Genomic DNA, 12,802 nt, shown 5'->3' with positions numbered 1-12,802 from the left:
CCTAAGGGGAGGCGGCAACCAGCTTCTTCCCGCCTACCCCAGCACAAAAAAAGACGGAATCTTCGGTGGATGAGGGACACCGAAGACTCCGTCTACACCTGTGATCGTACCGGCGATCAACCCCGCCGAGCAGAATCCATATGGAATTCTCAGCTTCGGCCTTGCGCTGGCAGCAAGGCCTGTGACGCGCCACGACGACACGCGGAAACCCTTGTGCCCCAAGCCTCGAACCCGAAGATCCGGGTAACCCCCGATTGCCGTTTTACCCGATTTACCGGACCCTGGGGAGGGTGACGCCCCCGCTCGATTCCTCGTCCCCAGTTCCCGCATCGGCTTCGAGGATCATCACCCCGGTCGCCCTGGTGGACCTACGCGCCAGCGAGGTCGAAGAACTGCGCTACCCGAGCACCACCGTCCTGGTCTTCGCCGGTGTGCCCGGCGCGGGAAAGTCCACCGCGCTACACCGCTTCTTCGGCGCGGGCCCCGACGCCGAATATCCGGTGCGCACCGCGTCCGGCGCCCTGGTTCTCGACTCGAACCACACCCGCAATCGCCTGCGTCATCGCCTCGGCTGGGCGCCGTACTCGCTGTGGCGCCCGCTGGTCCATCTCGCGCACTACCGCGCGATCCGCGACGCACTCCGCGCCAACGACGGCCCGGTCGCCATCCACGACTGCGCGACCTTCCGCTGGAGCAGGCGACTGATCACCCGCTGGGCTGCGCGGGGGCACCGCGAACTGCACATGGTGCTCATCGATGTCCCCGCGGAGCAAGCCAGATCCGGTCAGATCAGCCGAGGAAGAAGCGTCAACAGCGTCGCGTTCACCGCGCACTGCCGCCGGTGGGAAGCGATGATGGGCTCCCTCGGCGCCCGCGACGCCGCGCACCCGCCGAACCCGGATCCGCAACCGCTGTCATCGACCTCGGTGGTGATCATCGACCGTCCGACGCTGCACGCGGTGTCGCGCATCGCCTTCGACGCGGCCTGACCGAGGCGCTCACGGCACCAGCACGCTCAGCGCCCCCGGCATCGCCTGCACCGTCACCGGCAACATCCCCGCGGGCTCACCATCGGCTGTCGCGTACCCGCCCTCGGCGCTGACCGTGATCCGCCGGGCCCGGTAGCGTTTCGTCGCGGGATGGTCGATCCGTTTGCCCGCCGACAACGCGGGCAGCAGCCGCGCCATCTCCAGACGCGACACCGCACCGACCACCGTGATGTCGAGGTAGCCGTCGTCGGCGCGTGCTTCCGGACACACCAGCATCCCGCCGCCGTAGGTGCGGGTGTTGCCGATCGGCGCCATCACCGCGTCGGTCAGGATCACCACGTGTGAGTCGGGCGGATTGTCGAGTGCACCGGGCGCCAGGCCCGACATCTCGATCCGGAACGGCAATGTGTAGCCGCGCATGAGCTCGACCACAGCGGCCGCGGTGTAGCGCAGCGGGCCGCGTGGGTAGCGCATCGTGTTGGCGCGCATGGTTACTCGCGCATCGAACCCGGTGCCGACCACGGTCGCGAACCAGGTGGGTGTGGCGTCCGCCGATTCGATCCGCCCCAGATCGATGGTCCGGGTTCGACCGCCGAGCACGATCCCGACGGCGGCCCGCGGGTCACCGGTGGGTATGCCGAATTCCCGCGCCAGGTCGTTGCCGGTACCCGCGGGCACCAGCCCGAGCGGTACCCCGCTGTGCGCGACCGCGGCCAGCAGCACGTTCATCAGCCCGTCACCGCCGACGCAGATCACCGCATCCGGCCGGTTCTCGCCCGCGACAAGCGTCCTGACCTGCGTCACCGACTCGTCCGCACTCGGCGCCCGCACCTCGACCACGTCGACATCGCGGGCCAGCAGTTCGGCCAGTACCGCCTCGGCGACACCGTCGCCACGGCCCGACCCGGAATGCGGGTTCGTGACAACCACTACGCGCCGCACCGAATGTTCGCTCACGACTCCACCTCGCCGGCGCTCGGCTCCGTCGTGCGCGATCGCGCGCTGCGCATCTGGTTCGCTCGCCAAAGCTCTCTCACGGAACCAGCTTCCCAGGGTTGAGCACGCCGGCGGGGTCGAGTTCGCGCTTCACCGCACGCAATACCCGAACCCCCAGGTCACCGATTTCGGCGCCCATCCACGGACGGTGGTCGGCGCCGACGGCGTGGTGGTGGGTGATGGTGCCGCCCGCGGCGACCATCGCGTCGCTCGCGGCGGATTTGGCGATGCGCCACTGCGCGATCGGATCCTCGAGCTGTTTGGCGACGACGGTGAAGTACAGCGACGCCCCGGTCGGGTAGGTGTGCGAAATGTGGCACATGACCAGCGCGGGTGTGCCCTGCGCACCGAGCGCGTCCATCAGCGCGCCGGTGACCTTCACCTTGAGATTCACCAGATTGGCCCAGCTGGTGGCGGTTTCGAGGGTCTCGCACAGCACTCCGACGTCGAGCAGCGCGTCACGCAGGTAGGGCGCGGCGAAGCGGCCGTGCTCCCAGTGCTGTGCGGGCGCCTCGCCGAGCGCGGTACCGCCCGCGGCGGCGAGCAGCTCACTCGCCTCGGCAGATCGGGCGGTGACGTGGGCCCGGCTGCCCTCGAAGGTGGTGATGGCGAGGCAGCCCGAGACCGGGTTGCCGCCGACATCGGCGGAGCGGGCCAGGTTCATGCCCGTTTCGGCCTCGTCGGACAACCGCATCACCGTCGGCGCGGCACCGGCCTGCACCACACTGCGCAGCGCGGCGGCTCCGGTGGCGAAGTCAGGGAACGACCAGGCTTGGTAACCAACGGTTTCCGGCACGGGATGCACCCGCAAGGTGACCGAGGTAATGATGCCGAGTGCGCCTTCGGACCCGACGAACAGCTCGCGCAGGTCGGGTCCGGCCGCCGACGCGGGCGCGCGACCGAGGTCGAGGGTGCCCTGCGGGGTCGCGATCACCAAGCGTTCGACCATGTCGTCGAACCGGCCGTAGCCCGCCGACGCCTGACCCGACGACCTCGTCGCGGCGAACCCGCCGATGCTGGCGAATTCGAAACTCTGCGGAAAGTGCCCGAGCGAGAGCCCGTGCGCGCCGAGCAACTCCTCGGCCTGGGGACCGGTGAGCCCGGCGCCGAGGGTGGCGGTGCCGCTGGCCGGATCGACCTCGGTGAGCGTGTCGAGCCTGCGCAGATCGAGCGCGATCACGGTGCCGAACTGGCCGCGCACCGGATCGACGCCACCGACCACGCTGGTTCCGCCACCGAACGGGACAACGGCGATGCCGTGTTCGGCGCAGTACTCCAGCAGCGCGAGGACCTGTGGGTGACCGGCGGGGAAAATGACGGCGTCGGGCGCGTCCTGCGGTGCGCTCGCGCGGCGGCGCAGCAGATCGGGGGTGCTCTTGCCGCCCGCGTGGCGCAGCCGGTCGATGTCGGCGGTGGTGAGATGTTCGTCACCGACGATCCCGGCCAGGCCCGACCGATCGGCCGCGGTGAGGGTGGTGGGGATCAGCGGCACATCGTTCTCGTGACGGCGCGCGACCGGCTCACCCGAGATCCCGAATGCCTGCGCGAGCAGGCCACGGATCTGCGCTGACAGCGGCTGGTGACCGGCGGCGACGCCCCAGGCGTCCCACACCATGTTCGGTGCCACGGTGGCAGACCCCGATTGTTCGCTTTGCGTCTCGACCATGCGTTACATAATGACATATAGTGTCAAGAAGTAACCAACGATATGTCCCAGCGTCGGCATCCATACCGCTGTCGGATGTCACCACCGAACATTCGCGACCGCAACCCCGCTGGACCGCTCGATACCCTTGGACAGTCCCAGCCCGACCATGGCGCCGCACCCCGGCGCCACCGAACACACCGGCGGTGAAGCACGATGATCGACCTCGCGACCCACGCTGACCAGCTTTCGCCCACCGACGTGGCGATTCTCGATGCCACCCGGGCCTGCGTCGTCGATTTCGGTGTTCGCCGAACCACGCTCACCGAGGTGGCGCGGCGGGCAGGTGTGAGCAGGCCGACGGTCTATCGCCGCTGGCCCGACACCGGGTCGCTGATCGCCGAGCTGCTGGTCCGTGAACTGCGCACGATCGTCGCCAAGGCCGTGCCCGACACCGGCCGCGGCCGGGATCGGCTGGTCCACGGCATCGTGGCGGGCGCGGCGGTGATCAGGTCGAACGCGGTGTTCGCCAAGATCTTCCGCACCGACACCGACCTGATGCTCACCTATGTGTTCGGCCGGTTGGGCCGCAATCAGCGCACGCTGATCGGGCTGTTCGCGACCATGATCGAGCTCGGCCACGAAGACGGGTCGATCCGGGCGGGCAATGCCGAGCACATGGCCACCATGCTGCTGCTCATCACCCAGTCGGCGGTGCAGTCGGCGGGCACGGTGGAGTCATTGCTGGCCGGTGCGGAGTTCGATGCCGAATTGTCCAGGGCTGTCGAGGGTTATCTGCTCCCGCTACCCGACAAGGACTGTGATGACTCCTGACTACCCCACTTCCCGTGCCACGCTGAACGCGGCGCGACGCACCACCGACCTCACCGCACTCGGCGAGAATCCCGAGGTCGATCTGGTGGTGATCGGCGCCGGTGTGACCGGAGCCGGCGTCGCCCTCGACGCCGCCGCGCGCGGGCTGCGCACAATCCTGGTGGAGCGCAACGACTTCGCGTTCGGCACCAGTCGCTGGAGTTCGAAGCTGGTGCACGGTGGGCTGCGGTATCTGGCGAGCGGACGGGTGGGGATCGCGCACGAGAGCGCGGTCGAACGCGGCATCATGTTGCGCACCACCGCACCGCATCTGGTGCGCCCGCTGCCTCAGCTGGTGCCGTTGCTGCCCGGCATCAAACTGGGCCAGAGTTCGCTCATCCGTGTGGGTTTCGCCGCCGGCGACGCGCTGCGAATCGCGGCGCGTACCTCTGTCGACACGTTGCCGCGCTCGCGCCGGGTGGCCGCCGCCGAGGCACTGCGCTTGGCGCCGACCGTGCGACGGGACGGGCTGCGCGGCGGGTTGCAGGCGTGGGACGGCCAGCTTGTCGACGACGCCAGGTTGGTCGTCGCACTGGCTCGCACCGCGGCCGCAGCAGGCGCGACCGTGCTCACCCGCGTGGAAGCCGTTGCGGCAACCGGTGATTCGGTCCAGCTGCGCGACACTCTCACCGGCGAGACCTTGGCGGTCCGGGCGCGCGCGGTCGTGAACGCGACCGGTGTGTGGGCGGGCGAGGTCGACCACAGCATCGAGCTGCGGCCCAGCCGCGGCACCCACCTCGTCTTCGACGCCGCGGCCTTCGGTGGGCTCAGCGCCGCGCTCACGGTGCCGGTGCCGGGCAGCATCAGCCGGTTCGTCTTCGCGCTGCCCGCCGCGCACGGCCGTGTCTACCTCGGCCTCACCGACGAGGACGCACCGGGCCCCATCCCCGACGAGCCCCAGCCCACCGAGGCCGAGATCGACTTCCTGCTCGACACCATCAACACCGCCCTGCGCGAACCGCTGACCCGCTCCGATATCCGCGGCAAGTTCGCCGGACTGCGTCCACTGCTCGAGACCGCCGACGACAGCACCGCCGACATCTCCCGCGAACACGCGGTTCTCACCGCCCCCGACGGCTTGATCACCGTCGTCGGCGGCAAGCTCACCACCTATCGTCAGATGGCCGAGGACGCCGTCGACGCGGCGGTGGCCCAGTCGGCACTCACGGCCACTGCCTGCCGCACCGCCCACCTCCCCCTCATCGGGGCGGTCTCCGGTGCCGCCCGCGACCGCATCGACGCCCCACCGGTGCTCATCGAGCGCTACGGCAGCGAAGCGAGCCAGATCGTCTCCGCCTGGCTCGCCGACCCCGCCCTCGCGGAACCGGTCGCCCCCGGAATCGACGTCACCGCAGCCGAATTCGACTTCGCCATCACCCACGAGGCCGCCCTCACCATCGACGACCTCCTCGACCGCCGCACCCGCATCGGCCTGGTCGACACCGACCGCGAAGCCGCCACCCCCGCCGCCGAAGCTGCCTTCACCAGACACGCCGCGATCACCAGCTGAAGGCTGATCTGGCGGCGCGCATACCAGCCGCTGATCCCGGCGCTGGGCGAGCCGGGCGGGTACTCATCGAGGCCCGCTCGGCATCCGCCAGCCGGGAACGGCCCTGGTCAGCAGCCACACCTGGGGGCAGTGCGCAGGCCCCACTCGGCGCGCGATCACCACCACCGGTCAGTCGAAGCTCCAATTCGCGAGCTCGGCGCGCATGGACGCGCGTGGCCATACGTCGAGGCCGTGCGCCAGTTCGGTGGCCCGGATCGCGCGCAGACCCGGCGGTTCGTCTGCCGCTGGAATGTAGGCGAAGCCGAGGCGTTCGTAGTACGGGCCGTTCCACGGGACCTGGGTGAACGTGGTGAGTGTGATCTCTTGTAGGCCTTTGGACTTCGCCCAGCGCACGGCATGATCGATCAGCCGTTTTCCGATCCGCGCGCCCGCGTAGGCCTGGTCGACGGAGACCTGGTCGATGTGCGGTTGCTCGTCGACGAGCCCGAGAACCAGGTAGCCGATCGGGTGATCGTCATCGTCCGGCCATACCCACGCGCGACCATCGACAATGAAGGCGCGCAACACTTCCCACGGTGGTGGCTCATCGTCGGCGACGGCAGTCATCCCCACCTCGGCGAACGGTGCGCCCGCCCGACGCTCGATCTCCTGGAGCGCCGCGATCTCCGTCTCACGCGCGAGCCGGACAGGTCCACCGATCACCGGGCGCCGTCCGGGCCGCTGTGCGGTCTCCCCCGCGACACCGCCGCCGGTCATCGTCGCGCCGACAACTCCCGGCTCCTCGGCACCCGACAGCACCCAGAGTTCCCCCGGCTGGTCGCCGCCGCTCATCGCGCGCCCACCGGGGTGGCGACGATTCCGTTGAGCAGTGCGCGCAGGGCCCAGCGGGCGCGGGCGGCACCGTCGCCGTCGCGCAGGTGCGTCAGCCACGCGATCCTCGTCGGGAAGCGGGTGGGCAGGTCGGCCAAGCGCCGGGAGAGGTCGGCGCGGTACGCCGAGCCCCCCGCACCGGAATTCTCGGCGGCCTCGGCGGCGATGTGGAGGTAGATCAGGTCGACGGCCCAGGTGGCGGTCGCGGGGTCGAGACCCCCTTCGCGCAGCAGGCTCAGCAACTGTTCGATCAGGCCGAGGGCGTGTTCGGTGGTCGGGAACCGGCCGAAGGCGACGAGCGCGAGACCGTCGTGGCGGCCGAGTGCCTCGATCGAGGTCTCGACCAGCTGGGTCACCCGCGTACGCCAGTCACCCTCGGTGGGGACCGGGACCTGGGACAGGACGTGATCGAGCATGCCGGTCAGCAGGTCGTCGCGATGGGCGACATAGACGTACAGCGACGCGGCGCCGGTGTCGAGTTCCTTCGCGACCCGGCGCATGGTGAGCGCGGCCGAGCCGTCGGTATCGAGGATGCGCAAGCCGGTCTCGATGACGAGGTCCCGGCTCAGGGGTACTTTCGCCGGTCGGGCCCGGCGACTGACGGGTGCGGCGTTCATGCGCCGATCCTACGCGGCCGACGAACATCGTTTGGCACGAACGTCGTTCGAAGTTCGCCTACGGACCCTATCCCCGAGCGCCGGGCCATCTATGCTGACGGCGGAGACCTCGGTCGCGGTCTGCCGCACAGCGGGTCGGCCGGGGCGGCGGTGAAAACCAGTCCGACAAGGAGGCGTTGATGCACGCGCATTCGTCCACCGTGGCTATCGTGCCGGGGACCGGGATCGTCGCCAGATTCGGCGATGTCGTCGTCTATCTGGCCGGGGAGACACCCTCGACCGATCGGTTACTCGGAGCGGTGGAAACCGTCGCCAACAGCACGGCAGCGAGCGCACCCGGTGCGGCATTGGCGCAGCGGCTGGCGGGCGTGGTGTTCGGCGGAGCCTCTGCCCCACCGCCTTTCGGTGTGCTCGCCCCGACCGCCGACGGGATGCTGATCCTGTTGCGCGGCGCGGTGATCGCCGAGATCTCCGGCGCGGAAGGCAACCGCCGCCTCGCCGGCGACCGGGCCTTCACCTGGGTCGACGAGATCATCCGCGAACCGGTCCGCCGGATCGCGGTCGGCGCCGAGATGGCCGATCCCACCAGCGCCAATCCGCGCACCGACTTGCGCGCGGGCATCGTCACCGGCAACGGTTTCGTCCTCAACCTGGGCCGGCGCCGCAATCCGCCGCCCCGCCGGGTCGAATCCGTCGACGAACCCGCACCGACCGAGGCCACCGGCTTCCAAGCCCTTCGCGTCCCGTCGAGGCCCACCGTCACCAGCGACGCGCTCCCGGCCACCGCGGGATTCCCGGCACCGGCGCCCGGCCAACCCGCGACCTCGGGTTTCCCGCCCGACGCGGGCCGACCCGACAGTGAAACGGTGAGCGCGGGCGAGCGACCGAGCACCGCGGACGGCGTCACCGTGAGCACGGGCCCACGCAACTCCCCCGCCGCCGGCGCCCCCCGCGCCTGGTCCCAACCACTCGATGCCGCTCAACGCGGTGAACCGGTCGCGTTGAGCAAAGGCACAGCGCCCCACAGCAGTTCGCGCGGCGCGCTGGTCACCGAAGACGGGCTCAGCTACCCACTGGACCGGCCCTACGTCCTCGGCCGCAACCCCTCGGGGGAAGAATCGGTCCGCGCTGCCGCGGCGACGCCGATACTGATCGAGCGGGATCGGCTCGTCTCGCGGGTCCATGCCTTCGTCGCCCCCGACCGTGGCAAGGTGTTCGTCCGCGAAGCCCCCGCGACCTCCGGAACCTTCTTCGCCGCCCCCGACAGCGAACGCTGGTCACGCGTGGGCACCCTCCCGATCGAATTGCAACCGGGATGGCGCCTGCGGATCAACGACTTCCTGCTGACCTACTGCGTGTGAATCACCTACTGCGTTTTACTCACAGACCATCCCGACGCCCGTGCATCCAGCTCCACGGGCGTCGGATCGCGAATCGGCTCAGGCCTCGAGGGCGTCGAGCAGTGCCGCGCGCTGGCGAGCACCGAGGCCGCCGATGCGGCGATCCTCGGGAATCTCGGCCTGATCCATCAGCTTGGCAGCCTTGACCGGACCAACGCCCGGCAGTGCCTTGATCACGGCAGCGACCTTGGTCTTTTTCACCAGGTCATCACTGTCGGCTTTCTTGAGCAGATCGGCGACGGTGACCTTGCCCTCCTTCACCTTGCCGATCAGTTCCGAGCGCGCCTTGCGCACGGCAGCCGCTTTGGCCAACGCCTCGGTGCGCTGTTCGGCGGTCATCGTAGGCAGTGCCATGTCTCCTCCGCTTCCACTCGTCACTCGAACATCTGATTGACGGACCGAGTAAACAGCACGAAATCGGCAGCACCAGTCCGACACACCGCGAGGATACGCCGATGAGTTTTGCGTGCCGAACCCGTCGTATTCAGTGAAGGCCCCGCAAGACGGACCAAACGGACGAAAGGACGGGCGGTTCAGGCCGACGTAACACCACGGTGACCAGCAGCGACACATCAACAGAAGCACTTTTGCGGGATCAAGGTTCAACGGCGAACCACGGAGGATCAACGAAGCTCCTCGGCCCGGGCGCGACCCGTTCTCGAACGGTCGTCACCGTCTCCCGCATCGCTCATCGACAGCTACACAGTTGTGCGCCAGACATTTTCAGCGCCTGCGGGTCGAGCAATTCGGGCCCGCGGGTGTTGTCTCCCCGCTCGATGCGCAACAATGACGCGACCCGGCGAACCCTTTTGCTACCTGGAGTTGCGATGCGCGAGGAACACCCGCTCGATCACGAGGTCACCGCTCTGCCTGTGCGGGTGGAACGGGCCAGGCGTCGCATCGCCTATCAGTCCGATCCGGCACTGACCGACGCGCTGTCCGAAGACGAGTTGCGTGCCGAGCGCGAACTCGCCGAAAAGATCCGCACCTACGAGCGCGACCAGCGCTGGAAGCACATCAAGGCCGCCTCCTCGCACGCCGACCGTCTGCGGGACACCACCGCGGAACTCGAGCGAGCCGAGATGTCGGACCTGATGCTGGCCCGCAAGGCCATCGCCGCGCAACGCCGCGAGTCCAACCCGCGCGCCCGCCTCGCCTCGCTCTATCAGCACCGCACCTGGTCGCTGCGCGCACTGGCCGGCGTGGTGATCACGGGCATGCTGTGGTCGGCGGTGAACGTCCAGCACAACATCGCTCCCGGCGGACCCAGCGATCCGCTCTACTGGGCCAGCTTCGGCCTGGAGGCGATGATCAGCGTGTGCCTGATCATCATCATGATCGGCACCACGCGGGTGGCCGAGTGGGGCGTGATGGGCAACCGCAACCAGGTGCTCATCGCCGAGCTGTTCCTGCTCACGCTGACCATCGCCCTCAACACCTATCCGCACCTGAGCGCGCGGCACTGGTACGACGCGGCGGTGCACGCGGTGGCCCCGGTGATGATCGGTGTCGCACTACTCATCCACAATGCCGCCAGCGCCCGATACAGCACCGCGATCGTCCGCGCCAGCGCGGAGATCCCGGCCGACGACGGCGACGATCTCCTGGCCGCGCCGAGCCTGGGGAACCCAGCCCTCAGCTAGCGCCACCCAACACACAGCAAAGAGCCCCTTCGGATCAGATCCGAAGGGGCCCTTTGTCGTTGGTTTGTTACGCCGACTTCTCGCGACGCTCAGCACGCTGCGCCTTACGCGGCACGATCGTCGGGAGGACGTTGTCGATGACGGTGTCGGCGTTCACGACCACCTTGGCGACGTCGTCGCGGCCGGGGATGTCGTACATCACCGGCAGCAGGACCTCTTCCATGATGGCGCGCAGGCCACGAGCACCGGTGCCGCGCAGGATGGCCTGATCGGCGATCGCTTCGAGGGCGTCGGTGGTGAACTCGAGATCGACGCCGTCCATCTCGAACAGGCGAACGTACTGCTTGACCAGCGCGTTCTTCGGCTCGGACAGGATTGTGACCAGCGATTCCTTGTCCAAGTTCGTCACCGAGGCGACGACGGGCAGGCGGCCGATGAATTCGGGGATCAAACCGAACTTGATCAGATCCTCTGGCATCACGTCGGCGAAGTGGTCGTCGGTGTCGACCTCGGCCTTGGAGCGCACCTCGGCGCCGAAGCCGATCCCGCGGTGACCGGTGCGGTCGGAGATGATCTTCTCCAGGCCCGCGAACGCACCCGCGACGATGAACAGCACGTTGGTGGTGTCGATCTGGATGAACTCCTGGTGCGGGTGCTTGCGACCGCCCTGCGGCGGCACACTCGCCTGGGTCCCCTCCAGGATCTTCAGCAACGCCTGCTGCACACCCTCACCCGACACATCGCGGGTGATCGACGGGTTCTCGCTCTTGCGGGCGATCTTGTCGACCTCGTCGATGTAGATGATGCCGGTCTCGGCGCGCTTGACGTCGTAGTCGGCGGCCTGGATCAGCTTCAGCAGGATGTTCTCGACATCCTCACCGACATAACCCGCCTCGGTGAGCGCGGTGGCGTCGGCGATGGCGAACGGCACGTTCAGCATCTTGGCCAGGGTCTGCGCGAGGTAGGTCTTACCGCAGCCGGTGGGGCCGAGCATCAAGATGTTCGACTTGGCCAGCTCCACGGTCTCACCGCGGCTGTCGCGACCCTTGTCGCCCGCCTGGATGCGCTTGTAGTGGTTGTAGACCGCGACGGCGAGGGTCCGCTTGGCGGTGTCCTGGCCGATCACGTAGTTCTCGAGGAAATCCCGGATCTCCGAGGGCTTGGGCAACTCGTCGAGCTTCACTTCGCTCGACTCGGCCAGCTCTTCTTCGATGATCTCGTTGCACAGGTCGATGCACTCGTCGCAGATATAAACCCCGGGGCCCGCGATGAGCTTTTTGACCTGCTTCTGGCTCTTTCCGCAGAACGAGCACTTCAGCAGATCGCCGCCGTCTCCGATGCGCGCCATCTCGTAGGTCCCTACTTCCTTGTCCGAGTGCGACCGTCGTCCCCCGATTGGGCCGGAAATACGTCTCGGTGCCGTCAATCAGAGCAATGGTCCCTGAGTCGACCGTACCTGTTGTGCGCGAGACAGGTCGACAACTCGCGCATGTTCGATGTGAAGGGTCGTGCGGATTCTCACCATTGTGGGCCAAGCCCGGTGAAAAAACCGGGCCCGCCGCCCAGATCAGGACAGCGGGCCCGGGCGTGTCACTTCTGTCCGCTGAGCTTGCGGTAGTCGAAGACCTGATCGATGATGCCGTAATCCTTGGCTTCCTCGGCGGTCAGGATCTTGTCGCGGTCGGTGTCCTTACGGACCTGCTCCTCGGGCTTGCCGGTGTGGCGCGAGATGGTGACTTCCATCAGGCGACGCATCCGCTCGATCTCGGCCGCGGCGATCTCGAGGTCGGACACCTGACCCTGCACCCCGCCGGAGGACGGCTGGTGGATCAGGATGCGCGCGTTGGGCAGTGCGGCACGCTTGCCAGGGGCACCGGCGGCCAGCAGCACCGCGGCGGCCGAGGCGGCCTGACCAAGGCAAACCGTCACCACGTCGGGGCGCACGTACTGCATGGTGTCGTAGATCGCCATCAGCGCGGTGAACGAGCCACCGGGCGAGTTGATGTACATGGTGATGTCGCGGTCGGGGTCCTGGGACTCCAGCACCAGCAGCTGCGCCATGATGTCGTTCGCCGAGACGTCGTCGACCTGGTTGCCCAGGAAGATGATGCGCTCCTCGAACAGCTTGTTGTACGGGTCGGAGGTCTTGACGCCGAACGAGGTCTGCTCGGTGAACTGCGGCAGGATGTAGCGCGACTGCGGGTTGGCGGCAGCAGCGCCACCCAAGCCGGCGCGCGGGTCGATCAGATTGGCCATCTT

General features: G+C 68.3%; 12 protein-coding genes. 5 read left to right on the top strand and 7 right to left on the bottom strand.

Features of this window, described 5'->3' with window-relative positions:
* The first annotated feature begins 290 nt into the window (after window positions 1-290).
* On the top strand, window positions 291-989 hold the full coding sequence (locus tag ACTWPB_RS07165) for an AAA family ATPase (RefSeq protein WP_446224897.1): 699 nt from the start codon (window positions 291-293) through the stop codon (window positions 987-989).
* Window positions 990-998: 9 nt separating this feature from the next.
* Here ACTWPB_RS07165 and ACTWPB_RS07160 read toward each other — a convergent pair whose 3' ends face one another.
* Window positions 999-1,946: a diacylglycerol kinase family protein gene (locus ACTWPB_RS07160; RefSeq protein WP_446224896.1), complete on the bottom strand. Its 948-nt coding sequence runs from the start codon at window positions 1,944-1,946 to the stop codon at window positions 999-1,001.
* Window positions 1,947-2,022: 76 nt separating this feature from the next.
* A complete protein-coding gene (locus tag ACTWPB_RS07155) occupies window positions 2,023-3,651 on the bottom strand; it encodes an FAD-binding oxidoreductase (RefSeq protein WP_446224895.1) in 1,629 nt (542 codons plus the stop codon).
* Between the two features lie 195 nt (window positions 3,652-3,846).
* On the opposite strand from ACTWPB_RS07155, the gene ACTWPB_RS07150 reads away from it, so the two are divergent.
* Together ACTWPB_RS07150 and ACTWPB_RS07145 are read left to right on the top strand one after the other, a co-directional pair.
* Window positions 3,847-4,464, top strand: a complete 618-nt coding sequence (locus ACTWPB_RS07150) for a TetR/AcrR family transcriptional regulator (protein WP_446224894.1) — start codon at window positions 3,847-3,849, stop codon at window positions 4,462-4,464.
* Complete coding sequence (locus ACTWPB_RS07145) at window positions 4,454-6,013, top strand: FAD-dependent oxidoreductase (RefSeq protein ID WP_446224893.1); 1,560 nt, start codon at window positions 4,454-4,456, stop codon at window positions 6,011-6,013. Before ACTWPB_RS07150 ends, ACTWPB_RS07145 begins: the two co-directional genes overlap by 11 nt.
* 168 nt (window positions 6,014-6,181) lie before the next feature.
* Here ACTWPB_RS07145 and ACTWPB_RS07140 read toward each other — a convergent pair whose 3' ends face one another.
* Entirely contained in the window at window positions 6,182-6,844 is a 663-nt protein-coding gene (locus tag ACTWPB_RS07140; RefSeq protein WP_446224892.1) for a GNAT family N-acetyltransferase, read from the bottom strand.
* Window positions 6,841-7,500, bottom strand: coding sequence for a TetR/AcrR family transcriptional regulator (locus ACTWPB_RS07135; RefSeq protein ID WP_446224891.1), 660 nt, complete (start codon window positions 7,498-7,500; stop codon window positions 6,841-6,843). Before ACTWPB_RS07135 ends, ACTWPB_RS07140 begins: the two co-directional genes overlap by 4 nt.
* A gap of 179 nt (window positions 7,501-7,679) precedes the next feature.
* Here ACTWPB_RS07135 and ACTWPB_RS07130 point away from each other — a divergent pair, with 179 nt between their 5' ends.
* The gene (locus tag ACTWPB_RS07130) at window positions 7,680-8,861 is read left to right on the top strand and encodes a hypothetical protein (RefSeq protein WP_446224890.1); all 1,182 of its coding nucleotides are present in this window, start codon (window positions 7,680-7,682) and stop codon (window positions 8,859-8,861) included.
* Window positions 8,862-8,939: 78 nt separating this feature from the next.
* Here the strand turns inward: ACTWPB_RS07130 and mihF are convergent, their stop codons facing one another.
* Window positions 8,940-9,254, bottom strand: coding sequence for an integration host factor, actinobacterial type (gene mihF / locus ACTWPB_RS07125; protein ID WP_019045768.1), 315 nt, complete (start codon window positions 9,252-9,254; stop codon window positions 8,940-8,942).
* A 473-nt stretch (window positions 9,255-9,727) separates the two neighbouring features.
* On the opposite strand from mihF, the gene ACTWPB_RS07120 reads away from it, so the two are divergent.
* Window positions 9,728-10,543, top strand: a complete 816-nt coding sequence (locus tag ACTWPB_RS07120) for a hypothetical protein (protein WP_446224889.1) — start codon at window positions 9,728-9,730, stop codon at window positions 10,541-10,543.
* Between the two features lie 67 nt (window positions 10,544-10,610).
* Here the strand turns inward: ACTWPB_RS07120 and clpX are convergent, their stop codons facing one another.
* Both clpX and ACTWPB_RS07110 read right to left on the bottom strand, forming a co-directional pair.
* Window positions 10,611-11,891, bottom strand: coding sequence for an ATP-dependent Clp protease ATP-binding subunit ClpX (gene clpX / locus ACTWPB_RS07115; protein ID WP_446224888.1), 1,281 nt, complete (start codon window positions 11,889-11,891; stop codon window positions 10,611-10,613).
* A gap of 242 nt (window positions 11,892-12,133) precedes the next feature.
* Window positions 12,134-12,799 (bottom strand): ATP-dependent Clp protease proteolytic subunit, encoded by a 666-nt coding sequence (locus ACTWPB_RS07110; RefSeq protein ID WP_446224887.1) that lies wholly within the window; start codon window positions 12,797-12,799, stop codon window positions 12,134-12,136.
* Between the last annotated feature and the right edge of the window lie 3 nt (window positions 12,800-12,802).

It is taken from the genome of Nocardia sp. IBHARD005 (assembly GCF_052814245.1).
The sequence above is the reverse complement of the archived record's forward strand: the minus strand, read 5'-3'. Positions and strand labels throughout refer to the sequence as shown.